The sequence below is a fragment of the Sporolactobacillus shoreae genome (assembly GCF_004684935.1).
In the GTDB taxonomy this organism is placed as follows: domain Bacteria; phylum Bacillota; class Bacilli; order Bacillales; family Sporolactobacillaceae; genus Sporolactobacillus; species Sporolactobacillus shoreae.
Genome location: NZ_SRJD01000006.1, coordinates 112424 through 138489, shown reverse-complemented (window position 1 = coordinate 138489; position 26066 = coordinate 112424). Strand labels below are relative to the sequence as shown.

22 protein-coding genes are annotated in these 26066 nt (G+C 43.8%); 9 read left to right on the top strand and 13 right to left on the bottom strand.

Annotated elements, in window-relative coordinates; genetic code table 11:
- Nucleotides 1-55: 55 nt before the first annotated feature.
- Complete coding sequence (locus E4665_RS07590) at nucleotides 56-1339, bottom strand: UDP-glucose dehydrogenase family protein (RefSeq protein ID WP_135348188.1); 1284 nt, start codon at nucleotides 1337-1339, stop codon at nucleotides 56-58.
- A gap of 26 nt (nucleotides 1340-1365) precedes the next feature.
- Complete coding sequence (locus E4665_RS07585) at nucleotides 1366-2178, bottom strand: UTP--glucose-1-phosphate uridylyltransferase (RefSeq protein ID WP_135348187.1); 813 nt, start codon at nucleotides 2176-2178, stop codon at nucleotides 1366-1368.
- Between the two features lie 316 nt (nucleotides 2179-2494).
- On the opposite strand from E4665_RS07585, the gene E4665_RS07580 reads away from it, so the two are divergent.
- The 5 genes from E4665_RS07580 to E4665_RS07560 all read left to right on the top strand — a co-directional run bounded on the left by E4665_RS07580 (nucleotide 2495) and on the right by E4665_RS07560 (nucleotide 9251).
- Nucleotides 2495-3553 carry a glycosyltransferase gene (locus E4665_RS07580; protein ID WP_135348186.1) on the top strand — a complete coding sequence of 353 codons (1059 nt, stop codon included), beginning with the start codon at nucleotides 2495-2497 and terminating at the stop codon, nucleotides 3551-3553.
- 26 nt (nucleotides 3554-3579) lie between these two features.
- Nucleotides 3580-4758: a hypothetical protein gene (locus E4665_RS07575; RefSeq protein ID WP_241654731.1), complete on the top strand. Its 1179-nt coding sequence runs from the start codon at nucleotides 3580-3582 to the stop codon at nucleotides 4756-4758.
- A 497-nt stretch (nucleotides 4759-5255) separates the two neighbouring features.
- Nucleotides 5256-6500 carry a glycosyltransferase gene (locus tag E4665_RS07570; protein ID WP_241654730.1) on the top strand — a complete coding sequence of 415 codons (1245 nt, stop codon included), beginning with the start codon at nucleotides 5256-5258 and terminating at the stop codon, nucleotides 6498-6500.
- 529 nt (nucleotides 6501-7029) lie between these two features.
- Nucleotides 7030-8079 carry a glycosyltransferase gene (locus E4665_RS07565; protein WP_241654739.1) on the top strand — a complete coding sequence of 350 codons (1050 nt, stop codon included), beginning with the start codon at nucleotides 7030-7032 and terminating at the stop codon, nucleotides 8077-8079.
- Between the two features lie 2 nt (nucleotides 8080-8081).
- Nucleotides 8082-9251, top strand: coding sequence for a serine/threonine-protein kinase (locus tag E4665_RS07560; protein ID WP_135348183.1), 1170 nt, complete (start codon nucleotides 8082-8084; stop codon nucleotides 9249-9251).
- Nucleotides 9252-9317: 66 nt separating this feature from the next.
- On the opposite strand, the gene E4665_RS07555 is transcribed toward E4665_RS07560, so the two are convergent.
- From E4665_RS07555 to E4665_RS18345, 7 genes are all read right to left on the bottom strand, one after another.
- Nucleotides 9318-10103, bottom strand: a complete 786-nt coding sequence (locus tag E4665_RS07555; protein WP_135348182.1) for a tetratricopeptide repeat protein — start codon at nucleotides 10101-10103, stop codon at nucleotides 9318-9320.
- Nucleotides 10104-10397: 294 nt separating this feature from the next.
- Nucleotides 10398-11627 (bottom strand): EAL and HDOD domain-containing protein, encoded by a 1230-nt coding sequence (locus tag E4665_RS07550; RefSeq protein WP_135348181.1) that lies wholly within the window; start codon nucleotides 11625-11627, stop codon nucleotides 10398-10400.
- Between the two features lie 77 nt (nucleotides 11628-11704).
- The gene (locus E4665_RS07545; RefSeq protein ID WP_135348180.1) at nucleotides 11705-12889 is read right to left on the bottom strand and encodes a pyridoxal phosphate-dependent aminotransferase; all 1185 of its coding nucleotides are present in this window, start codon (nucleotides 12887-12889) and stop codon (nucleotides 11705-11707) included.
- 393 nt (nucleotides 12890-13282) lie between these two features.
- Nucleotides 13283-13681 (bottom strand): hypothetical protein, encoded by a 399-nt coding sequence (locus E4665_RS07540; protein WP_135348179.1) that lies wholly within the window; start codon nucleotides 13679-13681, stop codon nucleotides 13283-13285.
- Nucleotides 13682-13995: 314 nt separating this feature from the next.
- Complete coding sequence (locus E4665_RS07535; RefSeq protein ID WP_135348178.1) at nucleotides 13996-14808, bottom strand: ABC transporter permease; 813 nt, start codon at nucleotides 14806-14808, stop codon at nucleotides 13996-13998.
- Nucleotides 14805-15830 carry an ATP-binding cassette domain-containing protein gene (locus E4665_RS07530; protein WP_135348177.1) on the bottom strand — a complete coding sequence of 342 codons (1026 nt, stop codon included), beginning with the start codon at nucleotides 15828-15830 and terminating at the stop codon, nucleotides 14805-14807. The genes E4665_RS07535 and E4665_RS07530 overlap by 4 nt, the downstream gene beginning before the upstream one ends.
- Nucleotides 15831-15980: 150 nt before the next feature.
- Nucleotides 15981-16394 carry a winged helix DNA-binding protein gene (locus tag E4665_RS18345; protein WP_135348176.1) on the bottom strand — a complete coding sequence of 138 codons (414 nt, stop codon included), beginning with the start codon at nucleotides 16392-16394 and terminating at the stop codon, nucleotides 15981-15983.
- Nucleotides 16395-16733: 339 nt separating this feature from the next.
- On the opposite strand from E4665_RS18345, the gene E4665_RS07520 reads away from it, so the two are divergent.
- Nucleotides 16734-17363, top strand: coding sequence for a fumarylacetoacetate hydrolase family protein (locus tag E4665_RS07520; protein ID WP_135348175.1), 630 nt, complete (start codon nucleotides 16734-16736; stop codon nucleotides 17361-17363).
- A gap of 234 nt (nucleotides 17364-17597) precedes the next feature.
- A complete protein-coding gene (katA, locus tag E4665_RS07515) occupies nucleotides 17598-19058 on the top strand; it encodes a catalase KatA (protein WP_135348174.1) in 1461 nt (486 codons plus the stop codon).
- A gap of 208 nt (nucleotides 19059-19266) precedes the next feature.
- Here the strand turns inward: katA and E4665_RS07510 are convergent, their stop codons facing one another.
- Nucleotides 19267-19803 (bottom strand): YagU family protein, encoded by a 537-nt coding sequence (locus E4665_RS07510; RefSeq protein ID WP_135348173.1) that lies wholly within the window; start codon nucleotides 19801-19803, stop codon nucleotides 19267-19269.
- Between the two features lie 633 nt (nucleotides 19804-20436).
- On the opposite strand from E4665_RS07510, the gene E4665_RS07505 reads away from it, so the two are divergent.
- Together E4665_RS07505 and E4665_RS07500 are read left to right on the top strand one after the other, a co-directional pair.
- Entirely contained in the window at nucleotides 20437-21666 is a 1230-nt protein-coding gene (locus E4665_RS07505; protein ID WP_135348172.1) for a magnesium transporter MgtE N-terminal domain-containing protein, read from the top strand.
- Nucleotides 21667-21773: 107 nt separating this feature from the next.
- Nucleotides 21774-23018 carry an Nramp family divalent metal transporter gene (locus E4665_RS07500; RefSeq protein WP_241654729.1) on the top strand — a complete coding sequence of 415 codons (1245 nt, stop codon included), beginning with the start codon at nucleotides 21774-21776 and terminating at the stop codon, nucleotides 23016-23018.
- Nucleotides 23019-23300: 282 nt separating this feature from the next.
- Here the strand turns inward: E4665_RS07500 and msrA are convergent, their stop codons facing one another.
- The 3 genes from msrA to E4665_RS07485 all read right to left on the bottom strand — a co-directional run bounded on the left by msrA (nucleotide 23301) and on the right by E4665_RS07485 (nucleotide 26059).
- Entirely contained in the window at nucleotides 23301-24269 is a 969-nt protein-coding gene (msrA, locus tag E4665_RS07495; RefSeq protein WP_422067245.1) for a peptide-methionine (S)-S-oxide reductase MsrA, read from the bottom strand.
- A 304-nt stretch (nucleotides 24270-24573) separates the two neighbouring features.
- Nucleotides 24574-24957: a DUF956 family protein gene (locus E4665_RS07490; protein ID WP_135348224.1), complete on the bottom strand. Its 384-nt coding sequence runs from the start codon at nucleotides 24955-24957 to the stop codon at nucleotides 24574-24576.
- Between the two features lie 190 nt (nucleotides 24958-25147).
- Complete coding sequence (locus E4665_RS07485; RefSeq protein WP_135348170.1) at nucleotides 25148-26059, bottom strand: PTS system mannose/fructose/sorbose family transporter subunit IID; 912 nt, start codon at nucleotides 26057-26059, stop codon at nucleotides 25148-25150.
- Nucleotides 26060-26066: the final 7 nt, after the last annotated feature.

The window sequence follows — 26066 nt, the reverse complement described above, 5'->3', positions numbered from 1 at the left end:
ATCGTTCCCCCAATCCTTTTCAATCGTTACATCGGGTCTCACGTTTTATAAACAGTTAACTTTTTCCGAGTGCATAATAACCATAGCCTGCATGCTTTACTTCATTTGCATTCAGCATGTTTTTACCGTCAACGATAAAGGGGAACCGTACGCTTTTTCTGACGGACATCCAGTCAATGTTTTTATACTGCTCCCAATCCGTGCATAAGATAATAGCGTCGGTATCCGAAACACATTCTTCAACTGTGGAGACTTGTTTAAAAGATGGGCTTGATCCCATTTTTACAGTCGGATCATGAGCTTTTATTTTAGCTCCCGCCTGAACAAGATGATCAATGATTTTAAAACTTGGCGATTCCCGTATATCATCGGTGTTGGATTTAAAGGCCAATCCGAGAACGGCAATTACTTTATTTTCCAAGCTGCCGAGAGCAGCCTGAAGTTTTTCAACAAAATATTTTGGCTGTGTCTGGTTGACCTTCACAGCTGCTTCTAAGATGGATAACGTTTGATGGTTTGTTTCAGCGGTTTTAAGCAAGGCACTGACATCTTTTGGAAAGCAGGATCCGCCATAACCAACACCCGCTTTTAGAAAAGCCTCGCCAATTCGATGATCCAGACCGATTCCCTTTGACAGATCATCAATCTTAATTCCTAAGAGATCGCATAATCGTGCGAGTTCATTAATATAAGATATTTTTAAAGCCAGGAAGGAATTGGCGGCATACTTGATCATCTCAGCTGTTTTCGGTGTTGTCTCAACGAACGGACATGCGAAGTCCTTATAGAGTTCCCGCATTGAATGCAGAGCTTTCTCACTTGAGTATCCTATGACAATACGATCAGGATTCAAGGCATCTTGGAGTGCCGATCCTTCACGAAGAAATTCTGGATTGGAAACCACATCAAACGGAATGGCATTCTTCCGATGTTCCAAGATCCATCGGGCAACCTTATCGGCTGTGCCTACAGGAACGGTACTTTTATCCACAATCACTTTATAGGTATTCAGATTTTCTCCAATTCGTTCAGCCACTTTTTGAACATATCTAAGATCAGCACTGCCATCTTTATCCTGCGGCGTGCCTACACAAATAAAAATGACATCGTTTTCTTCAATGGCTTTCGATTCATCTTGAGTAAAAGAAAGATTTCCTTCTCTTAAATGCTTTTTTAATAATTCACCTAAACCAGGTTCAAAAAAGTGAAGCTCTCCGGATTGCAATTTCTTTATTTTCTCTTCATCAACATCAAGGCCTGTTACCTGATGACCTTTTTCACAAAAAACAAGCGCTGTAGTTGTTCCAACATAACCTGTTCCAACAATTAAAATTTTTATGGCAAACCACCTCCAAAATGTTTCCCTTACCCTGGAGCCGAACTACATAACAAATTTATAAGCGACACATACTCTGGCATCTTTGAAATATCAAACCGCTGCCCGGAAATTTCGATACCATAACCAGGTCCATCGCTTAACATCTCTTTGATTGCATCTGTTAATTGAATTTCTGACCCAACTCCGGGCTTCTGTCGATCTAAATAGTTAAATATAGCAGGTTCAAGAACGTATCTTCCTACAACTGCCAGATTCGATGGAAAAGAATGCTGTGCTTTTTCAATAATGTTTTTTAGTTTAAAAGTCCTGTCGTCCAGCTTCTGAGGATCAACCACTCCATAACTTTTAAGTTCGGATGGATCCACACGCTTTAATCCAAGCACATTTCCTTTTAGGGTACTGTGCTTTTCAATTAATTGACGTAATGCTGTTTTATCCTTTGAAACCACAATTTCATCAGGAAGCAAAACGGCAAAAGGTTCCTGACCAACAAAAAACTTGCCTAATCGAACAGCGTCTCCCAATCCTGCAGGATAGGGCTGACGGATGTATTGAATATGGACTTTGGGCTGATCCAGCTTCTTCAATAAATCTGTTTTATTTTTCTTTTCTAAATAGGCTTCAAGCTCCAGAGATCTATCAAAATAGTCCAAAATCATATCCTTATTTTTAGATACGACAATTAAAATCTGTTCAATTCCTGAATCAATCGCTTCCTGGACGATATACTCAATAGCGGGTCGACCGCAAATGGGCAGCATTTCTTTTGGAAGAACTTTTGTAATCGGCAGGCCTCTAGTTCCATACCCTGCTGCAGGAATAATCGCTTTTCTGACCAAGTTTAAGCCCCCTTTCTCTGTTAACAATGTATTCATAAGTGGACTAAGAGTAAGTTGTCCAATAGAATAAGGGCATTTATAGATATCTTTAAAGATGATTTTTGATTAAGAAATGAATAGGCAGCATTTGAAACATAGATGTGCTTCATCAAAGACCTACATAATGGTTGAAGACTGAGTGAAAATACAGAATAATCTAATGCATCATAAGGCGATTCATCTGTTTATCTAAAACCCTATTAAATGGTCCAATCTAAGCGAATCAGCCACGCATACTGTATTCATAACTGATAAAATTCGAAAGGTGAAGGTAGCGTTGGATACAGTTATGCATTTAAACTTAAGGGTTGATAGGGCCCAATACATTGAACAGATCCGCCAGGTCCCTGGTTACGAATACATTCATATGGTCCGACAGGCTAAGTACATGACGGATCTCTCACTTTTTAACAAAAAGGTATATTACCTAAATGAAATTTTCTCTCCCGCAGAATATGTAAAAAACAATCATATTACTCTATTACATGCACACCATGCTCAATTAGGAATTTTATTACTTCCTTTTAAAGAAGAAATGAACCTTCCGCTCGTGACGAGCATTCGAGGGCGTGATGCAACACTTGCCGACCAGCCGATTGGCTATTTGGAGCACATCAAGATGCTATTTGACCAAGGTGAGCTGTTTTTCCCGGTCTGTCAATTTCTTGCGGAGAAAATTACGGACTTAGGCTGTCCATCAGACAAAATAAGGGTATTGTATGGCGGAGTCGATCTTAACCAATTCGTCTATCGATCTCCCAATCAGAGAGATTCTCAAAACATAATATCTTTTGGAAGGCTCGTTGAAAAAAAAGGACATCTGATATTAATCCGGGCTTTTCATAAAATAAGGCATCAATTCCCTAATGCCACTCTGACCATTATCGGAAGTGGGCCGCTTGAAAATTCCATCAACTCTTTGGCAACCGAGCTTAACCTCGGTCATTCTTTCCGCTTTCTCAAACAAATTCCAAAAGATCAAGTGCAAGAAGAACTGACTCATGCAGATTTATTTTGTGCTCCTAGCATGGAAGCCTCTAACGGCGATGTAGAGGGAATCCCAAATACAATAAAAGAAGCCATGGCAACAGGGGTGCCAGTGATTTCGACCTTTCATGCGGGTATCCCCGAGCTGATCACTCATGATAAAGAGGGTATTTTAGTCCAGGAGAATAACGTGGACGAACTTGCAGATGCTATTGAATTTATGTTGAATAACAGACAGAAATGGGAAACCTATACTCTTGCAGCCCGTCAAAAAATCGAACAGAATTTCGACCTTAACAAGCAGCTTTTGCAGCAGGCTAAATATTATGATGAAGTGTTAGGAGACTGATTATGGAGGATTTTAAATCGATCATTGTGACAAAAGGCGAACGATCCTTAGAGATTCATAACCCCACAATCTATCCGCTGATTGGGTACGGTACTCAGGGCGCTGTTTTTAAGCTTTCAGAGGATCAATGTGTCAAAGTTTATGCAGAAGAGGAGCAAGCTAAAATGGAGGCATTTGCTTTGGAATCCGGTCAGCATCTCCCCTTCTTTCCTAAATTCTATGAGTCGGGTTCAAATTATGTCGTGATGGAATATTTTAACGCGCCCACTTTAAAAGAATACCTCATAAACTCCACGTATATCCCTGAATCTATTGTCAAAAAGCTTCTCAATATACTAAACGAATTAAAACGTGCAAACTTTACTATGATTGATGCACCGCTTCGCCATATATTCGTCCTGAAGAATGGGGAGATGAAAGTTATAGACCATGTCAACTCCTTCAAAAGACAACATCCCGTACCACTTAAATTGTTAAGAGATTTAAAAATGATCCTCTTAAAAGATTCATTTTTATCGCAAGTTAAAAAACTGGATCCCGTTACTTTTAACGAATGGGACACTTATATGCATGACAAAATAGACTTTGATCAAGTCATGGTGACCTCCGGGGGAAAAGGGAATCGTGTAAAGGTAGATAGTACAATAATGCAAATGTTTATGGGAAAAGGGCACCAAGGCGCCGTTTTCAGAATATCTGAAGATCAATGTATTAAATTTTACGGAAAAACAAGATACGCCCAGCTAGAACAAGAAGTCCTCTTATCAAACCAATCCCTATCCTTCATACCAAGGGTTTATAAAACAGCGACAAATTATACGATTATGGAATATCTGATCGGACCTGATTTAAACAGCTATCTTAAAAAACAGCAAAGCCTCTCTGAAGACATTACGAGACAGCTGCTGGATATACTAAAAAAGATGAAACAGTCCGGTTTCAAGCAAATTGACGCCCCGTTGCGCCATGTCTTTATAACAAAAGACGGTTTTAAAATGATCGATCATGTTTACTCATACTCGCATGATCAAGCCCAACCTCTTGAACTATTTGAGAATCTTCGGGAAAGAAACTTCCTGGACTCCTTTCTGGAACAAGTCAAGGTGATGGATCCGGAAACTTATAAAGAATGGAAAGAATCACCCTCATCTCATCCACAAATCGATATGTCTCACAACGTGATATTCATTGTAAATATATGGTGAAGTACGAATGCGGCAAGCTGTTTGACATAAGAAGCTGTCAAACAGCCTAATTTATGTAGGGCTTTAACAATCAACTAATTAAACTCATTTTCATGCATAAAGCCAAAGTAACGTACATAATATTGTGATTGGATTTTTATTAATGCAGTCTGTTTCTTTTCACGCATTTTCTGCTGGTCACAATATGTTTAAATTCAATGTTGTTTTTGCCCTTCGTTGATTGGGGCGAAAGGTGCGAGACTCCTGCGGGATCAGCGAACCTTCTGGCCTAGCAAGGGTACCAAGCGAGGAAGCTCACGGATCGCCCGCGGAAAACGAGCGCCTGGGGCGAAAAACAACAGACAGGTTTAACAAAGCCAAATTATAAAATGCTTTTATGAATCATTGATGCAGCTTGTATTCTGATGTGTAAATAGAGGAGATCCTTCTTTGCCTGTTTAACTTGATGATAACATCCAGTTAAGAAAATATGGAAAAAGGCAAGTAAAGAATAAGGGGTGTTTACCATAAAAATTCTTTATCTGATCCATCAATTCTACCCGGAAACATATACAGGTACTGAAAATTTCTTGCTCAATCTTTCCAGGCAAGTAAAGACTGATGGACACGACGTAAAAGTGATTACTCATAGTTTCCAACCCGACTCATATTTCGAACATACCTATGAAAACATCCTATACAAAGAATTTCTCTATAAAGATATCCCTATTATTGCCTATAAACACTTGAATGACCCCGGTCCCCAAACGCTTTATCAATCACTTGAAGACTCTGAATTAACCAGGTTTGCTGACATGATCTTTCAAAAAGAGCAGCCGGATATTGTTCATGTTGCGCATCCCATTCGAATGGGTGAGTTCATTAATGTATCAATAAAAAGGGGCATCCCCTATTTTATAACCCTTACCGATTATTTCATGATGTGCCCTAAAGGTATATTAATGACAAGTGCTGGCTCACCTTGTTCTGGTGCGAAACAAGGTGATGCTTGCAGAACGCTGTGCCCGGAGATCAATAATGAATTTGTCAAATACCGTTACAACCAATCTAAAAATATATTGTTGTCTGCAAAAAAGGTCATTGCCCCATCCTTCTTTTTGGCAAGAATGTTTCAGAAGGAATTTCCTGAAATAGATATTAACGTGATTCATTACGGAATCAATAAAGAAAATTTCATACAGAAAAAGGCCTTTTATACTAAAAACCAAAAGCTGACATTCTGCTATGCGGGAAGCCATTATTATCACAAAGGACTCCATGTTTTAATCAAAGCATTTTTAAATTCCAAGGTAAAAAAAGCTAAGTTGAAAATCTATGGATCCGGAAATGATGAATCCTATAATCATCAGATTAGAGAATCTGCCTCTAAAAATGGGAATATTGAGTTTTGTGGTGTTTACGACGAATTGGATATTGGGAAAATTTTCGGTGAGGTTGATGTCCTTATTGTTCCTTCAATTTGGCATGAAAATTGTCCATTTGTGGTTTACGAAGCATTAGCTTGCGGATTACCCGTCATTGCTTCGGATGTCGGGGGCATAACAGAAATCATTGATCATGGACGGAATGGGTTTATCTTTCCAAGAAGTCATTCAGAAAAGCTAACCAAAATATTAAGCAAGATAATAAAGGAACCCGAACTTTTAAATGGAATAAAGGAAAATATAAACAAAGAAAAGGTAAGAACAGTTACAGAAGAAGCCCATGAATATTTAGTTTTCTATCATTCAGTCTATGAATGAGTAAAAAAATTTTTATACAGGTTACCAACTGAGAAAACTCTCACATTCATGGCCGAGATAAATCAGTGGCACGGACAATCTAATCCATCGACAAAAGCGATCATATGTTCTATAATCTAATTGTTAAGGCGAAAACCAAGTCTCAACAAAATCGACAACGATAACCAAGTTGTTAAAAAAACTCGCATGGGCTTGGGATGAGCCTTGGTAAAAAGTGGTGCCCTCTACTTGGATTTTTCAGGCACGTGTGCCACGTTCCCAGAAGCTCGGCACTTTAGTGCCGATGTGGTTCACTTTACAGTAAAAACATGCAATAGAACGAACACAAAAAGAAAAGGTTATCTTTTCGCCGGATGACTGGCGAATGAGACAGCCTTTTTTCTTTCCTGCAGTTTCTGAATGTCCGTGACCCATATGCATAATGGTAGGGTGACTAAATGGCTGGACCCGTGCAAACGAACTTTTGCCTAATCGCATACTTTATGAGTAAGCGATACAAAATCGAAAGGTGAAGGTTCATTTGGCTACAGTGATGCATTTGAATTTAAGGGTTGATCAGACTCAATATATCCCCCAGATCCGTCAAGTACCCGGATATGACTACGTGCATTTGGTCCGAAAGCCTGAATATATGACGGATATCACCCTACTTAATGATAAGGTTTATTACCTCAGCGAAATTTTTTCACCAGAGGATTATGTTAAAAAAAAGCATATCTCCCTGATGCATGCGCACCATGGGCAATTGGGCTTATTGCTCCTTCCGATTAAAGATAAGACGAAAATTCCGCTGGTTACAAGCATTCGGGGAAGGGATGCAACACTTGCCAACCAGCCCGTCGGCTATTCAGACAACATAAAGATGCTTTTTGATCGGGGTGAGCGTTTTTTCCCTGTCTGCCATTATTTAGCGGAAAAAGTAGCGGAGTGGGGCTGCCCGCTGGAGAAAATCAGAGTATTGTATGGCGGCGTCGACCTGAATCAATTTGTCTACCGGATACCCCTTCAAGGGGACTCTCAAAACATTTTATCCGCCGGAAGACTCGTAGAAAAAAAGGGCCATTCAATCTTAATCCAGGCTTTTCATAAAATACTGGATAAATTTCCAAAGGCCTCCCTGACCATAATTGGGAGCGGTATGCTTGAAGAACCGATCAGAGCCTTGGCCGCCCAGCTTGAGCTTGGTGATTCCTTCCGGCTTCTGGAACAGGTCCCAAAAGACCGATTACAACAGGAAATGGCCCGTGCGGACTTATTCTGCGCCCCCAGTATGGAAGCATCCAACGGAGATGTGGAAGGCATTCCGAATACCATCAAAGAAGCCATGGCAACTGGCCTGCCCGTGATCTCAACTTTTCATGCCGGAATTCCTGAACTGATCACTCACAATAAAGAAGGTGTTTTGGTCAAAGAAAATAATGTAGATGAGCTTGCAGACGCGCTCGAATTTATGCTCAGCAACAGAAATAAATGGAAAACATATGCGACAGCCGCACGTTTGAAAATCGAGCAGAAATTTAATCTTCAGAAACAGCTTCAGAAACAGGCTGAGTATTATGACGAACTGCTGGGAGGATGATTATGGAAGACTTTAAACGAATCATTGTAACCGATGGTGGGAAATCGCTCGTGGTTCATAATCCCACATCTTATCCACTGATCGGCTGCGGTTCTCAGGGCGCGGTATTTAAACTATCCGAGGATCAATGTGTCAAAATATATCTTGATGAGGAACATGCGAAGACGGAAGCCGCCGCACTCGAAGCTGGCAGGGATCTGCCCTTCATTCCGAGGATCTATGAACATGGTCCCTGCTATGTCGTCATGGACTATATCAATGCACCGAATTTAAAAGAATATCTCAAGGGCTGTACGTTTCTGCCCGAATTCATCGTCAAAAAGCTCCTCTCTTTGCTCAAGGGATTAAAAGCAGCTCATTTTACGATGATTGACGCTCCACTTCGCCATATTTTTGTCCTGGAAAACGAAGTGCTCAAAGTTGTGGATCATGTCAACTCTTTTCAAAAAAAGCATCCGGTGCCCTTAAAATTACTGCGGGATTTACAAATAATCCTGTTAAAAGACTCATTTTTAATGCAGGTCAAAAGACTGGAACCTGAAACCTATAGGGAGTGGGAGAATTATTTTAACAGTAAACCAGATTTCAGTCAGATTGACGCAGACCCTGATCAAGACGAAAAAATCATAAATGTAGATCGCTCGATTGTACGGCCATTTATCGGGGAGGGATCCCAAGGAACAGTGTATCGGCTGTCCGAAGACCGATGCGTTAAAGTATACGGTAAAGTGAACCATGCCGTTCAGGAAAAAGAAGTGCTTCTATCCTGTCAGGATTTATCTTTTATACCGAAAGTCTTCAGTGCCCATTCCAATTACGTGATCATGGAATATCTGGCTGGCCCGGATTTAAACACGTATCTGAAAATGCAGTCCCGCCTTTCGGAGGATATCACAAAGAGGCTGCTTGGCATCCTGACCGCAATGAAAAAAGCCGGCTTCAGACAGATAGACGCCCCGCTGCGCCACATCATCATCACCAAAGACGGTTTCAAATTAGTCGACTATGTCTATTCTTTTTCACGGGATCAAGACAAACCTCTTGAATTGTTTGTCAATCTCAAAGAGCGGGGTCTGCTTCATTCATTTCTGGAGCAAGTCAAAGCGCTGGATCCTGAAACTTATAAAGAATGGACAGAATCACCCATTACGCTTGCGCCGCAAAATAAGTGACCTGTCCAAAAGATTGCTATAGAGCTGAAAAAACAAAAATGAATCCGGTGGTTTTTCTTCCAGGTATCAGTTCTTAACATCCTGATACTGATTGCTGATAATATCCAATTTGGTAATTCGACCGGAGTCCTTGTAATATCGGAAAAAACCAATCGATGGGGCGGTGTCCGGATCCGCGGCGCTGTCGCTCGAGTGATTTTCACGCAATTCAATCGAATAGTAAGTGCCCTTGTCCGTAGTGTCAACGTAGACTTGATTCAGCGTGTATCCGGCCGCTTTAGCGACAGCGGCCTCGGCCTGCTGCTGAGCCGCCGGTTCCGACGTTCCACTTGATGACGGCTGTGATGAAGCCCCGTTCGAGGAATCCGAGGAACTGTCTGATGTCCCGGACGCACCGGAGACAGCCGATGAGCTGCCCGTCTGAGTGTCGGAGGAAGATGCCGTGCTGTTTTCTCCCGCTGAGGCTGAGTTCTGGCCGGAAGCTGTTTGCATTTGCTTCGCCCCTTCAGCAAATGCTTTCAGTTCCCTGGCTCTTTTAATCAGAACACCTGAGCCGCCCTTTTGTAGGAGAACTGCATTTGCCGCTTTAACTGCGGCATCCGGATTCCCGTTTTTCAGGCTGCTGGCGGCATCCCTGACATGAGAAACCTGAGCCAGCAGGGCTTCCGCTGTACGATCTCCTTTTTTGATGCTCAACGCTTCGTTAAAATATTTAACAGCGGCATCATAGTTTTCGGACTGGATCGCTGCCCTTCCCTGTTTCATGTCTTTCTCAAAAGCCTGATCCGACTGATTCCCGCAGGCTCCGAGAACCAGAACCAAGACGGCGAGTGCTGCAATGATTTTTTTCATACTGAACCTCCGATCTGCTTTATTATTGGCTTTGTTAAACTTTTCTGTTGTTTTTCGCTCCAGACGCTCGCTTTCCGCGGGCGATCCGTGAGCCTCCTCGCTCGTTGCCCTCGCTGTGGGGTCTCACTTGGCTCGCTGATCCCGCAGGAGTCTCGCGCCTTCCGCTCCAATCAACGGAGGGGTAAAAACAACATTGAATTTAAACATAGCCTTATTATTAAACTTTTCGTCTATCTTAACATTTCCCGGGTTTCATTGGAGCAGACTCCAAAAAAATTCCGGTTTTATCAAAACTTACGATTCCGCATGAGGTGCTTTCGGGATTAATTTCCTCCACTTGAGCGCCTTTAAATAAAGGGACATATACTTTTCCGACCGGATCTGATGCAGAGATGTAAATTCAAAGAGATCGTCCCATCTCGCTTCTTCAAAGGCGATCACAGAATCAAGCGTCTGGCGAATGGCGTTGGGTGCACCCAGCAGCGCATTTTTCACTTCATCATCAAGCGGAAGCTCGTCGATTATATGCTCCATTGAATCATCCAAAATATGATCGATTGAAGAAAAAATTCCCGCAATGAAATAGTCGGATTCCTTGTCATCCTGTCCGGTTTCCTTACAGAGAAGAGCCATCATCTTCCCGCGGATCATGGATTCTTTGACCAGCTCGCTGTTCTCTATATTACGCACTCCGTTCAGCAGAAAGAGATGCATCCACTGAATCAGATGCATGGTACCGATACGCACCAGTGCCTGCTGAATGGACCGAACCGGATATTGGGTGCCATAGTTGACTGTATTCGCCAGCCTCAGAATCTTATAGGAAAGACCCAGATCCTGTTCAATGACTTTCGCAATACCAGGGAAATCCGGCTCTTCCCGGCCAAGCGCCTTAATGATACGGATCAGGCTGCCATTAAGCGTTCCGATATCCTTCGCATTGATCAGAGAGGGCTTGCTGAAAAAATAGCCCTGAAAAAGCTGGTATCCCATTTTTTTTGCGAGCTGGAATTCTTTCTCCGTCTCTATTTTTTCAGCAAGAAAAATCGTTTTCCCTTGTCGGCTGCGAATGAACTTCAGCTGATCCACAAGCCGAATTTTTGAAAATTCTATTTTAATGATGTCAGCGAGTTCGATCAGGGCGCGGACCTCTCTGCTGTTGTTTATATTAAAATCATCCAGAGCGAGGGTATAGCCATCCTTTTTCAGTTGTCTACAGGCCATGATCACCGCGTCCGTGGCCTGAACACGCTCCAGGATTTCAATGACAATCTTCTGCCTGGGCAGCAGACGAGGCAGCCCGGCAGTCAGGAAGTCCCCAGGAAAATTGATGAATCCGCGTTTTCTGTCAATCAATTCATTAAAGTGACCCACAAGCACCGAATTGGCAAGCAATGTCGCTGTGGCCGTCTGGTCATCCTTACCCTCAAAAAAGTTATTTTTACTCTCACGGTACAATAATTCGTATCCGTAAAGTCTCAGTTCGCTGTCAAAAATGGGTTGGCGCGCGACATAAACGTCCATGCCCGATCATCCCTCTGGCGTCGATTTAAGGATCCCCCGGGTCTTAAAATAGCCCGCGATCAATGAATGATATACTGTTACTTATAGTCTGCCGCCAGTTTCCTGAAGGCGGCAAGCGACCGCTCAACTTTTTCTGTCGGTATGCAGTAGGCCATCCTGAAATAACCGGGGCAGCCAAAGCTGTCTGCCGGGACGAGAATCAGATCATATTTCAGTGCCCGCTTGCAAAAGGCAACCGCGTCTTCTTCTAAAGCTTTTGGAAACATGTAGAATGTCCCGCCGGGCTTCACACACGAAAACCCAAGGCCGGTCAGTTCCCTGTACAAAATGTTCATGTTCGTTTCATAGACAGACAGATCCGCCGTGAGATCGGCAACCTCTGCCACAGCCAGCTGGATAATCGATGGCGGGCAATTGTGCCCGATGCCTCTGGATATCTGCCCGCACATTTCGATAATCAGCTTTGCGTCCCTGCAGGCCGGATTAACAGCAACATAGCCGATGCGTTCGCCTGGCAGAGACAGGGATTTACTGAAGGAGTAGCAGGTGATCGCGTTATGATAATAACCGGCAACATAAGGCGCGTCCACATTTTCAAAGACAATCTCCCGATAAGGTTCGTCAGAGATTAGATGGATGTCATGCCCGTATTCGCGTTCCTTTTCTTCAAGGAATCTCGCCAATTTTTTAATCGTCGCTGATGAGTAGGCGATACCCGTGGGATTGTTCGGTGTATTGACAATCACAGCCATCACCTTGGATGAAAACATCTTCTCAAATGCGGCAAAATTAATCTGAAATCCTTCCGTATCCGGCGGAACAATCTTCAGAACCGCTCCCGTTTTATTGACGTATGGATTATACTCCGGGAAATAAGGAGCAAAAGTGATCACCTCGTCACCGGAAACCGTCACCGCCCTCAGTGCGTGCGCAATTGCCCCCGCCGCCCCGGAGGTCATAAAAATATGCTCCTTTTCGTAATCAAGCCCAAAACGCTCTTTCAGCGAAGCCGCAATTTTTTCACGGACCGAGGCGATGCCAAGGCTTGGGCTGTAGCCATGTACGGAGCCTGGATCATCTCTTGTGGCAAGTTCAACCAGAACGTCCGTGAACACCTGAGGGACCGGAACTGACGGATTTCCTAAGCTATAGTCAAAAACATTCTCATAACCGATTTCTTCTGCCCGCTCAGCGGCGTATTCGGAAAGCTGCCGGATAACCGACTTCTCCCCCAGCATTTTTTTATATTCTTCAGCAATCATCGTCTGATATCCTCCTGCCCATTTCTTCTTTCATGTCATCCATTAATGTCATTATACCTGTCTTCCCTAGGCTTCGAAAGTCTCCCATAGCTTTCTCTATCCCGCTGTGATACCTTTAGTTTAATGATCGTCAATACATCGTGCTTGATTTAATGATCATCACCGGATACAGAAGAACTAATACGAAGAGGCTATACGGATCATCAGATCGGTTTGATCCTGGACGGAAATTTTCTGAAACTCTATCAGCGGACTTTAAAATAGGTCATGTAAAATAAATAGGAAATAATCGGTGTCATTTTTAGAGAAAGAAATGCTCCGGTGAAGGTTAAAGAGCGCCAGCCCATAAATTGCGACTGACGCTCTTCTTTATTCAGGAACCATTTTCAGCCATTACAAAATAGAGTAGATACCGCTATCTTGCTGTGCGTTGTTTGTCGATTGGTCTGCGGTTGACAGTGGATCAGTGACTGAAGCAGTAGCCTGCAGAGCGGTCGGATCCAGTGCCGATGAAGATAAAGCGTTCAGAAGCTGGCTGTCCAGTGAATCAGAATTTGACGTAATTCCGCTGAGAGCATTCAAATCGGAGGTGTCCGTCGTATCCGTCGCACCTGTGTCGGACGACAAACCGCCTAACAACTGTGCGTTTGAGTTGTTCATCAGTAATGATTCGAGCAGGTCGGCAAACAAAGGGGCGAGCTTATCCGTCTGGTTGTTCTGAGTACCGGCTGATGAAGAAGCACCCTGCGGCTGTAAGAGCTGGAGCAAACTGTTGTCAAGTGAAACGGCCATCGTAATGTCATCCCTTCATAGCACTAATTATTTATTATTATGCCACAAAAATTGAGGAAAACAACTATTTTACAACTGGTGTTTTCCGCAATGCACCACATGTCAATATCAGGCACCTGCCCATCTTCTCCATCATATACTGCACTATATTGTCAACTAAAAGAGAGATTATCGAATGAATTTGATATACCCCTGTTTCGGAAAAGAAACACAGTTATTTCTTGAAAATTAATTTTTTGCATGTCGCCTTTTAGTTTACATTCAGGACATCCTGAACTGATCCGTGCCCGAGAAAATCTGTATCTCGATCAAGTTCACGTCCGACGCATATAAGCGCGCACTGTGATTGGCGCAAAGATCACGACGATGACCGCAGCTCCGATAAGAGAAATGGCGGGATCCCAGCCTATAGTACCGTGGTTTGCCAGCTCACGGACAGCAGTGACCAAATGCGAGATCGGGTTGATGGTCACAAACCATTGGAGCCAGCCGGGCATTGTCTTGACCGGTACAAAAGCATTGGAAAGAAACGTCAGAGGGAACAGTACGATCATCGAGATCCCCTGAACACTTGAAGCCGTACGCGCAATGACGCCGAAGAAAGCGAAGATCCAGCTGATTGCCCAGGAACACACAATCACGAGAAGTCCGGCGATGACGACATAGCCCAAGCCTCCACCCGGCCGGTAGCCCATGATGTATCCCATGGCGAAGGTGAGCACGGTCGCAATGGTGTACCGGATGGTATCTGCCAGAAGCGCTCCTGCGAGCGGAGCAATGCGCGCGATAGGCAGCGACTTGAATCGGTCGAATACTCCTTTTTCCATATCCTCACGCAGCTGAACTCCGGTGACAATTGAGGTCGTGATCACGGTCTGTACGAGAATACCGGGAATGATAACCGGCAAATAACTCTGCACATTCCCGGAGATGGCTCCACCAAAAATGTAGGTAAACATTAGTGTGAAGATGATAGGCTGGAACGTGACATCGAACAATTGCTCGGGCGTGCGCCGGATTTTCAGCAGACCCCGGTAGGCCATTGTGAACGAGTTACGAACGGTCTGACCGAAACTCGTGTTGTTTTTCAGCTGGCTGCCAGCCGGATGAATCGAAGTACCCTTCATCGTCTAACCTCCCCTGCCCGGTCCGATTTATCGGTCTCTTTTGATTCGTCCTCACCCGCGCCATGACCGGTGATCGTCAGAAAGACCTCATCGAGCGTCGGCTTCTGCACACTCAATTCGGTCAGTTGAATTCCCGCCCCACGAAGCGCGATCAGCAAATCAGTCACCCGATCGGCATCCGCCAATGGCGCGGTAATCTTAGCGCCTTCCGGTGAAACAGCGGACTGTACCTTAAGTACCTGTTCCACAGCTTTACGGGCTGTCTCGATTTTCTGTGGATTTTCGATCCTCAATTGTAACGACGAGCGGCCAACCGAAGCTTTCAGCTCATCCGCAGTGCCCTCCGCGACAACCCGCCCACGATCAATCACCGCGATCCGGTCAGCCAGTTCATCTGCTTCCTGCAGGTACTGCGTGGTTAATAGGACGGTTGATCCTGTTCTCACCAACCGACGGATGGTATCCCACATTTGATTACGCGTACGCGGATCCAGTCCCGTCGTCGGCTCATCCAGAAAAATGAGCGGCGGCTGAGCAATGAGACTCGCCGCCAGATCCAGCCGGCGACGCATACCCCCGGAGAAATTTTTCAGCGGTCGTTTTGCGGCTTCCGTTAAACTAAATTCTTCTAGCAACTCCGCTGCTTTATGCCGTGCTTCTTTACGCCCCAGCCCCAGCAGTCGGGAGAAAATGACCAGGTTCTCGGTAGCGCTGAGTGACTCGTCGACGGACGCGTACTGACCGGTCACCCCGATCAATTGACGAACGATCTGTGGCTCCTTCACCACATCGTGCCCGAAGATGTGCGCCAAACCTGCGTCCGGCCGCAGTAAAGTTGCGAGCATTCTGATCGTTGTCGTCTTGCCCGCCCCATTCGGACCAAGCACGCCGTAGATCGTTCCGGCACGCACGTTTAGGCTGACACCGTCAACCGCACGATTGTCACCAAAAGTTTTGACGAGTCCGCGCGCTTCAACGGCCCAATCGCCACTGTCCGGCGCTGTTCTATCTACGTGTTCCATTTCATCTCCTCCTTCTTGAGTATTACTATAATCTGAATTTGCTCTTCTTAAAATGAGCTCACGTCGGGAATGTTCTCCGTCTGAGGGCGGATTTATCTACGACGGTCACTAGGCGAATCATTGTTATGAAATGACTCGCTCATCCATAAACTATTTGCGAAGCTGACGTGCCTGCTGATACACGTAATCCAGCCACCGCTTCCTCTTCCTGGCGCTGCTTCCCTTTATTCCGGCCAGCATCATCCTCTTCACAGGCCGAATGCCACAAAACTGAAGAATGGCTTTTTTCACTACGGTCCACTCGACATTTTGGCGAATCAATCGGATGAACCATCCCGGGGAGTCAATCGTGTAAATCACCCACGCGGATTTGCCGGTCAAGAGTCCTTTGGACACCAATCCTTCATAGACATACCTTGAATCCTTTTCGTGCGCGATTTTCTCGGCCAGCCCGTCCCGGACCAATCGTTCGACAAGCCTTGACGGACTTCCGGATTCACAAATTAATAAACTTCCGAGTTCCTTCAGAGAGATCCCTTTTCTTTCACCTAAAATGCGTAACACTTCCGCCTGCTAGGCAGTCAGGCCGATCTCTTTCAGACGGTCATTGAGCACCCGATTGCCAAGCCTTTGCGCCGCAAGAATGTAATAACGCAATACTTCTGCCTTTAAGTTCTCCCTCGTTCCCATTCACAATCACCTCCATCTTCAACGGATTGTAAGCCCAAAATAGATGGCCAGTCATCTATTGTTAACTGATAGTGGAGCTCTTTTGACCCTCTTTTTTTGGACACCGAACAGTCCGACAGAGTAAACTAAAGCTATGTTTGACAAGCGACTGAGAAAAATACCTTATAACGATAGACTTACTGTGTTCTGATAATTGAGAAGGAGGATCATTTCATGACAGATATCGCCAATATTTTTTGTGTAGGCAGAAACTATGCCCTCCATGCCAAAGAATTGAACAATGCCGTCCCCACTTCACCGATGTTCTTCTCGAAGCCGACACATGCGGCTGTTGTAGAAGCACAGGGACAGACCATTGAACTGCCCGGAGATCAAGGAGATGTTCACTACGAAGCTGAATGGGTGATTCATATCTCACATACCTATCAGCCGGGGATGCAGGCCAATGATCTGGTTGACGGAATGTCCCTCGGCATTGACTTCACTTTGCGTGATGTCCAGAGTGAACTTAAAAAGAAAGGCCATCCCTGGCTGCTTGCGAAAGGATTTCTGAATTCTGCCGTACTGACGCCGTTTATCCCATTTCCAGGTATCAAAGCCTGCCTGAAAACCGATTTCTCTCTGGAGATCAACGGAAAAGAGGTACAACGTGGAAATATCGGTCAAATGATTTTCGATCCGCAGACTCTGATTGAATTCTGTGCCAAGCATTATGGCTTGGGCGCCGGTGACATCCTCTTCACAGGTACCCCCGCCGGCGTCGGTAAAGTTTCGGACGGCGATGCCTTTGCATTACTTTGGGGTAAGGAGACGCTTGGTGAATTCACTGCTGCACTCAGATAGATCAATGCGTTCAAACAAATCAATCTTTGAAATCTCAACAAGTAAAAATTTTCGCATTTCTAGGATTTGATTTTCAGGGGAATTAATCATTCTATTTTCCTTTTAAATAAAGGAATTGTATGATATTTTGCTTTAAAATCAAAAATCATTTTAATTAAAATAAGTATTAATTAGTTTTAATTTTAAACAGTATATGTTATCCTCTAACCATACTCAATAGGAAGAGGGGACAACATGGGTGAAAATAAAAACAAACTGACAACCAGCTGGGGTGCACCTGTCGGTGATAATCAAAATTCGATGACTGCAGGTTCTTCAGGACCTACACTCATTCAAGATGTAGCGCTTCTTGATAAACTGGCGCATTTCGACCGCGAGCGTGTTCCGGAGCGCGTGGTGCATGCGAAAGGTGCCGGAGCACATGGTTATTTTGAAGTCACAAACGATCTCTCAAACTATACAAAAGCCGACTTTCTATCTGAAGTCGGAAAACGCACACCAGTGTTTGTCCGTTTTTCAACCGTTGCTGGTGAACTCGGATCTGCTGACACCGTTCGTGATCCAAGAGGATTTGCCGTTAAGTTTTATACGAATGATGGGAATTATGATTTAGTCGGCAACAATACACCAGTGTTCTTCATCCGTGATGCGATTAAGTTTCCGGATTTTATCCATACACAAAAGAGGGATCCGAGAACTCATCTGAAGAATCCAACCGCTGTCTGGGATTTCTGGTCATTGTCTCCTGAATCGCTTCACCAGGTGACCATCCTGGCATCTGACCGCGGCATCCCTGCAACCCTCCGTCATATGCACGGGTACGGCAGCCACACATTTAAATGGACAAACGCGGAAGGCAAGAGTGTGTGGGTAAAATATCACTGGAAGACAGATCAGGGAGTTAAAAATCTTGATGTTGCCCTTGCGGAAAAACTAGCCGGAGAAAACCCGGATTATCATACTGAAGATTTATTTAACGCCATCGAAAAAGGCGACTACCCATCATGGACGTTATATGTCCAGATCATGCCACTGGAAGACGCGAAAACCTATCGTTTCAATCCCTTTGACGTCACCAAAGTCATCTCTCAGAAAGACTATCCGCTGATTGAAGTGGGACGTATGGTCCTGAATAAAAATCCTGAAAATTATTTTGCGGAAGTGGAACAAGCGGCTTTCTCTCCGGCTACGCTTGTACCCGGCATTGATGTGTCTCCGGATAAAATGCTGCAGGGGCGGCTCTTCTCCTATGCGGACACGCAGCGACACCGCATCGGAGCCAATTATCAGAGTTTACCGATCAATCGTCCGCTAAACGGTACCAACAACAACTATCGCGACGGTAACATGCGCTTTGATGGGAACGGCGGCCGTTCCGTTTACTATGAACCGAACAGCTTTGGCGGACCGCACGAATCTCCCAAAGACAAACAAGCCGAATTCGAAATCAGCGGTATGGCGTCGAATCGTCCTTACGAAGATGATGATTTTTATACACAGGCGGGTGACCTGTACCGCCTGATGAGTGAGGACGAACGGACACGACTGGTGCGAAATCTCGTCAACTGGCTAAAGCCGGTTGAAAAAGAAGAAATCAAAGAGCGCCAGATCCGCCACTTCTTCAGAGCAGATTCGGAATACGGAAAACGTGTGGCAGAAGGGCTCGGCCTTCCTGTTCCGGAAAATATTTTGTGATCAAAATTTAAGAGTTTAGAAGATCGGCATACAGTTCTGTTTCGTATTGAATTTTCCATAATCAGGATCTGAACCCGTTAAAACCATTATTTTCTGATTAAAAAGTACCCCATAGCGCAAGCCTTTTAGCTAGCTGCGCTATGGGGTACACTTTTCTTATGTTCTGACTCTTTTTTACCGAATGATTGAATGATCAACCGGGCAGAAATTATTTAGCAACTGAAGCTTCAGCATTAATTTCTGCAACACGCTTTCCGGATTTTGCTTCTCTTCTGAAAATATCAATAACCCACATCCATAGCGCATGTCCTAAAGCTTCAGAAAAATCTTCAGCAAACGGAAGCTTCCATGTCGGAGGTGTTGTACCCATAGCAGGCATGATAATGAGATGGAAGGCAACCCAGACAACTAAGCCGAAAACGGTACCTTGCCCAATTGTGATTTTAGGAAATCGCTCAGCCAAAACGCAATAAATGATACCGAATACGATCGAAAAAGAAAAATGAACAATTAAGCTCACCCATTGTACACCAATTCCAGAATACAAAAAAGTCAGGTGTGTAATATGTGCCGGTATCCCCATTTGCTGCAAGAGTTCCTGTGGGGGATTGGTCAAACCTCTTGCTACCGTTCTCGGGGGAAGAAGAATTTCCCACCCCAGTTTAACAAAGCCGGAAACAATACCTCCGAGAATTCCGGCAAGAACTAACGTTGAAATCCTGCTTTTTAAACTTTTTCCAGACATGCAATCATTTCCTTTGTTTAGAAATTTTCGAATAAACAAAACGCCTGTTAACTTTTTATCCCACAGAATCTGTGAATTTTCTGTTCATTTATTCAATATGTAAAATATTAACATAAATAAAAAGAGATTCAGTTCCAAATTATGTCTATAAATTGACAATTGAAATATAAAATTAATATTTATTTACATAATAAAAACAATATTTACATTTAATTTACAATAATAAGCCTGCGATTTTCCACACTAAAAGGAGATCCCTCCAATTAGGAAATCTCCCTGATGTATGTCACTTCTTTGACCCCGACATTCCAGGTTAGAACAGCATCCCCTCTTGGCGGAGTTTCCTGCTGCCATGATTCCTGTTATCCTTATTTTCCAGAATTAAGGTTCATGACCCATCTTCTGTAAGAAGAGTAAAATAGGATATGATAGCTATTCGCAGTCATATCGAAGCGTTGATTCTCTCCATCTACTTTCGCATAGAAGGGCTCTCTTATTAATAGACCGCAGGCAAATCTTTTTCAGATTTATTTTCTAAACTTTTTCAAATATTAATGGCGAAATGTTCTATGATGAAAGAGATCCCTTTTTACTCTTCAAAACCACCACTAAATCGTCAGGGAGGGAATCCATTTGATTTCCAAATTTTACTTCAGCCGCATCATTGGCCGTCCGGTTTATCAATCAAAACAGGGTCACAGGCTTGGCCGGATTGCTGATTTATATGTAGATACAAATTATAAACAGCCTAAAGTGACAGCAATCAAACTGCGTGGTGGCGTGACGCTGGACAGTACTACCATCCGCATTAAACAAAACGGTTCCAAATATTATTTTTTATGTAACAGTCTGATTGGAAAAGAAATTACTGACGAAGGAAACTATCTTTCACTTGTAGAAACAATGCTTGATAAGCAAATCATTGATCTGGATGGGCGAAAGGTGGTCCGGGTGAATGATTTGCGGTTCGCGGTTGTTCCTGAAGGCCTGTTTTTGATTGCTGTTGATATCGGTCTGGAAGGCCTTATGAGACGCCTTGACATGGCAAAACCCATGAAAAAAGTTTTTCAGATGTTTCACAGAAATCTTCCGGGCAGACTGATCTTATGGGATGATGTGCAAACAATGGAATCCGGAGAAAACGGATTAAAACTTGCGGCCCAGGTGAAGAAAATTTCAATGCTGCATCCTTCTGATGTGGCCGACATTATCGAGGACCTTGATAAAGATAAGCAGATGTCCATGTTTATTGCTCTGGACGAAGAAAAAGCGGCGGATGTTCTGGAAGAGATGGAGCCTGAATCCCAGGTAAAATTGATCGACAACCTTTCGATTACGAAAGCGGCGGGTGTATTAGAGAAAATGCCTTCTGATGAAGTTGCCGATATTTTCGGCGTACTGGATCAGGATATTGTACAGAATTTATTAAAAGTGATGACTAAGGAAACCTCAGAAGAAGTTCAAGAATTAATGGAATACCCGGACAATACAGTGGGAAGTCTTATGTCTACCGACCTTGTTTCAATTGATGAAAAAATGACGGTAGAAGATTGCTTTGTGCGGCTGCGCAGTGAAAAACCAGAGATGGATACCGTATTTTTTCTTTACGTCGTAAATATGGCGAACCAATTAATAGGGACGGTCTCATTGCGCGATCTCACGGTAGCAGAACCGGCACTGCCGATTCACGAAATCATGAATACAGACGTTCATACCATTTGTGATCATGACAGCCTTCCGGATCTGATCCAAATGATTTCAAAATACAATTTGCCTGCTGTAGCGGTTGTTGATGATGATCATAAATTGTCCGGCACGGTGATTGCTAGCGATGTTCTTTACTATCTGCTTCATAAGCACTGAGTTATCTGCCATGTGATCCAACTATGGCTCCCGCGCGGGCCACTATAATTGACAGCACTTGAGACGACACTTCTTTGCAAGGAACCGATAGTAGAGGGGAAACAATGATGCAGCATTCAAAAAGAAAAACATTAAATATTTTTTTGCTTTTCAGCATTCTTGGACCGGGGCTGATCAGTGCAAACGCCGGCAATGACGCAGGCGGTATTTTTACTTATGCTTCAGTTGGAGCTTCCTTCGGATACCGGATGATCTGGGGGCTGATCTTTATTACAGTGAGTCTGGCCGTCGTTCAGGAAATGAATGCACGTATGGCCATTGTGACCGGCAAAGGGCTGGCCAGTCTGATTCGTGAAAACTTTGGGGTCAAACTGACTTTCATCGCTATGCTCGTCTTGGTCATCGCCAATTTTGGTGTCTCAATTGCAGATTTTGCCGGTATTGCTGTCAGTCTCGAATTATTTGGTATCAGTAAATATATCTCAGTCCCGGTCTTTGCTATTGCCATCGGGCTACTGGTTTCCAAAGGATCCTATAGACATGTGGAGAACGTTTTCCTTATATTCACATTTGTATTTTTCAGCTATATCATCACCTGTTTTCTCGTCCGTCCGGACTGGGGAACGGTATTTCATCAGTCAGTCATTCCAACCCTGGATATGAACCGGGACTTCCTGCTCACCTTTATCGGAATGATTGGGACGACAATTACTCCATATATGCAGTTTTATCTGCAATCGTCTATTGTCGATAAACGAATGAAGCTTTCGGAGCTGGGCAATGCCCAGACCGATGCCTGTTTCGGTGCTGTTTGGGGAAATGCGATTGCTTTTTTTATCATTGTCTGCACGGCGGCTACCCTGTATAAGGAAAAAGTAAGTGTGACCTCTGCTCACCAGGCGGCAATGGCACTCACTCCACTTGCCGGACATTTCGCGTCTATCCTTTTTGGCGCTGGCCTCCTGGGCGCATCGGTACTGGCTTGTGCCGTAATTCCACTCTCTACGTCTTACGCGGTTTGTGAGGCTTTTGGCTTCGAAAGTGGTGTTAACACAAAAGCGAGAGATGCCTCTATATTTTATGGTATCTACACACTGATGATTATACTTGGTGCAGCGGTCGTCCTCATTCCCGGGCTTTCGCTTGTCAGCCTGACGTTATTTACACAACAGCTGGCCGGCATGCTTTGTCCGGTTATCTTAATTTTTATGACACTCCTTGTGAACAACAAACGAATCATGGGAAAATACGTAAATAACGGCCTGCAAAACGTTCTTTCAATCGCTACAGTGGTTTTTATTCTCGCGATGACGATACTGTTATTCATCGTTCTTCCTTTTTTCTACAAGTGAAATTCACCGCTCTACCTTTGGGGTTCGCAGAGACATAACTACCTTGCCATTAAGATGAGTAAATTCAAAGGATGTGAAAGTAAAAGTTTTCGGAAGATTCATTTTTAAACTCCTTTTTATATTTCATTTTCTTGCGTTAAAACTTTCATTCTACAATGCTTATGCTTATAGAAAAAAGCTGCCTTTTCGCCAGATATTGCGGCTAATAAGGCAGCTTTTTTTCTATTCTATAGTTCGGTTTTTTGATTCAATGATAAAATAAATGACCGCTTCATGAAACGGCTAGTCAGATTTTTTAAACAAATACACATATTCGCCAAGGCCCTCTGAATCCAGGTCTTCTTCAGGTACAAATCGCAGCGCGGCTGAGTTTATACTATAGCGCCGTCCGCCCGGCACGGAATCATCATTGAATACATGGCCCAAATGCGAGTCGCCCAACTTGCTGCGCACTTCGTCACGAAGCACAGAGTACGTGTTATCCGGTTCCGTAACGATACGGCTATCACTCAGAGGACGAGTAAAACTTGGTCGGCCGTTGCCTGCGTCGTACTGATCCGTGGTTGAAAACAAGGGCTCCCCGGAGACAACATCAACGTAAATGCCCTGTTTCTTATTGTTCCAATAGGCGTTATTAAAAGCGGGCTCTGTCCGATTTTTCTGTGTTACCTGATACTGAAGTTCAGTCAGCGTTTCTTTCAATTGCTTTTTATTTTTTTTAACACCCCAATGCTTCCTAATGAAATTTTCACGGCCCGATCTTTGATAATAAAGCTTGTAACCAAAAGGATTCTTCCGGTAATAATTCTGATGAATCTCTTCCGCGGGATAGAAAGGGCCGGCAGGAACAATGGGCGTCACGATCGATTTTCGGTAACGGCCACTGTTCTCAAGTTCTTCTTTTGAAGCTTCTGCAAGCTTTTTTTGTTGATCTGTATGGTAAAAGATACTCGTTCTGTATTGGCTGCCCCGGTCGTGAAACTGTCCTCGGCGATCAGTCGGATCAATCTGCTGCCAGTACAGTTCAAGTAATTTCCGATAGGGGTAAATCTCAGGATCAAAAGTAATCTGCACAGCTTCTGCATGGCCTGTTTTCCCGTAACAAACCTCATTGTAAGTCGGGTTCAAGGTCTCGCCGCCGGTATAGCCACACAGCACCTGGATAATTCCCGGCTCCTGATCAAAGGGTTTAACCATGCACCAGAAGCACCCACCGGCGAAAGTTGCCTTTTCCGTTTTACTCAATTGAATCCCTCAAATCCCCATAATGCACTGGTTAGTAGACAGCCCAAATGGCAATCAATCACGCTGACTGTGAATTTGGTGACAAGGCTTCACAATATTGAGATCTTCTTTAACGGCTTGAAATATGTCATTCATCGTTCGCCATGTAGAGAATATCCTGAATACCCGGATTCTGTGTATGGTAACTGCTAGGCGAAGTCATTCACACTGTTTCCCATGTTATTTTGATTTAAATAATTTCAAACTTGCCCTTCTTGCTTAAGCAATACAAAGCCATTTCTACAGATAATTAGAGGCCCCTGCGTAACCCCTAATTACTTCTTTTTCGACCGAACTTGGCTATTAGGCCTCGCTTGACAACTTGAAAGAACGTGAGCGACCTCACCATTCGTTCCGGTTTAACGTATTTACGTATTTCACGCAAAACTTTCTTCGGATGCTTGGAAGAAAAAGTGTAAGTTCCATTTTTCTTGGTTCTTAATGCATAGCGAGGAATCCACTTTCCCTTGAACATCACTGAAGCAACGACATAATCGACTTCATCCCAAGGAATTTGGATGTATTTTAGAGCATCTCGGTCATTGTAAAACTCAAACCCTCTGTCGCCAATCATGATTTTGCCGTAATCAGCAAGTCCCATGTGAGAAGTGGCATCGGTTACAAAATCGACTTTTGTGTTAATTGATTGAACCATTTTCTTTGCCCCATTCCCTTTCGTTTCACTACCAATTATACTTTTTCTCCACTGATCCAACAATATCGCTCGTGCATTCCCGAGCGATCAAATAGATTAGTGTTGACATATTATTCACTTCATAATTATATAAAAATGCCCGGGCCAAAATTAAATTGCACAATTATGCCCAGGCAAAAAATCTTCGATATTACATTACGTTGAGTAAGTGTAAGGCGATACCAACCACGAACAAACCAAGAATCATAATGATTGGAGAAACCTTCTTCTTCAGCAGCCACATGCAAAGAAGTGTTAATGCCAGTGCAGCCAAACCAGGAATCAGGCTGTCCAGGTTGTTTTGTAAAGTCGTTATTTTAGTTGCCTCCAATGAAAGACCGGAAGCTTGCTGTTCCAAAACAGATTTGATTCCTTGCGCTCCTGAAGGCACCTGACTCCAATCAATATAAGCACCTTTGGAAAGTTTAACTTGAGAGACAATTGGCGTGAATTTTACAGATACCCAACGGTTAACTAATGCACCAAGGATGAACATACCAAGGATTGATGCACCTCTTGTAATATCCTGAAGCAATCCGCCTGACAAGTCTTCAGTAATTCTTGATCCTGCTTTGTAACCTGCCTCTTGTGTATACCACATGAATGCCATACGAATGATATTCCATGCAACGAAGTAAATAATTGGTCCAAGTATATTACCAGATATAGCAAGGGAAGCCGCCAATGCACCAATAATTGGTTTAACGGTGAACCAGAAAGCCGGATCCCCGATACCTGCCAAGGGCCCCATCATACCAACTTTAACACCCTGAATGGCTACGTCGTCAACCGGTGCACCATTGGCACGTTCTTCTTCAAGTGCCAGAGTGACACCAATAATCGGTGAAGCGACGTATGGGTGAGTATTAAAGAATTCCAAGTGACGTTTCAATGCTGCAGAACGGTCTTCCTTAGACTTGTATAATCTTTTGATTGCGGGAATCATTGTATAAGCCCAACCACCGTTTTGCATACGTTCATAGTTCCAGGAACCTTGGAGGAAAGTTGAACGCCACCAAACAGAAATACGATCTTTTTTTGTTAATTTTAATTCTTGTACCATTTTTATT

Coding starts and splice junctions, on each gene's coding strand:
- E4665_RS07560 (WP_135348183.1), top strand. CDS start 8,082: ATGGAAGACTTTAAACGAATCATTGTAACCGATGGTGGGAAATCGCTC.
- E4665_RS07555 (WP_135348182.1), bottom strand. CDS start 10,103: ATGAAAAAAATCATTGCAGCACTCGCCGTCTTGGTTCTGGTTCTCGGA.
- E4665_RS07550 (WP_135348181.1), bottom strand. CDS start 11,627: ATGGACGTTTATGTCGCGCGCCAACCCATTTTTGACAGCGAACTGAGA.
- E4665_RS07545 (WP_135348180.1), bottom strand. CDS start 12,889: ATGATTGCTGAAGAATATAAAAAAATGCTGGGGGAGAAGTCGGTTATC.
- E4665_RS07540 (WP_135348179.1), bottom strand. CDS start 13,681: ATGGCCGTTTCACTTGACAACAGTTTGCTCCAGCTCTTACAGCCGCAG.
- E4665_RS07535 (WP_135348178.1), bottom strand. CDS start 14,808: ATGAAGGGTACTTCGATTCATCCGGCTGGCAGCCAGCTGAAAAACAAC.
- E4665_RS07530 (WP_135348177.1), bottom strand. CDS start 15,830: ATGGAACACGTAGATAGAACAGCGCCGGACAGTGGCGATTGGGCCGTT.
- E4665_RS07520 (WP_135348175.1), top strand. CDS start 16,734: ATGACAGATATCGCCAATATTTTTTGTGTAGGCAGAAACTATGCCCTC.
- katA (WP_135348174.1), top strand. CDS start 17,598: ATGGGTGAAAATAAAAACAAACTGACAACCAGCTGGGGTGCACCTGTC.
- E4665_RS07510 (WP_135348173.1), bottom strand. CDS start 19,803: ATGTCTGGAAAAAGTTTAAAAAGCAGGATTTCAACGTTAGTTCTTGCC.
- E4665_RS07500 (WP_241654729.1), top strand. CDS start 21,774: ATGCAGCATTCAAAAAGAAAAACATTAAATATTTTTTTGCTTTTCAGC.
- E4665_RS07490 (WP_135348224.1), bottom strand. CDS start 24,957: ATGGTTCAATCAATTAACACAAAAGTCGATTTTGTAACCGATGCCACT.
- E4665_RS07485 (WP_135348170.1), bottom strand. CDS start 26,059: ATGGTACAAGAATTAAAATTAACAAAAAAAGATCGTATTTCTGTTTGG.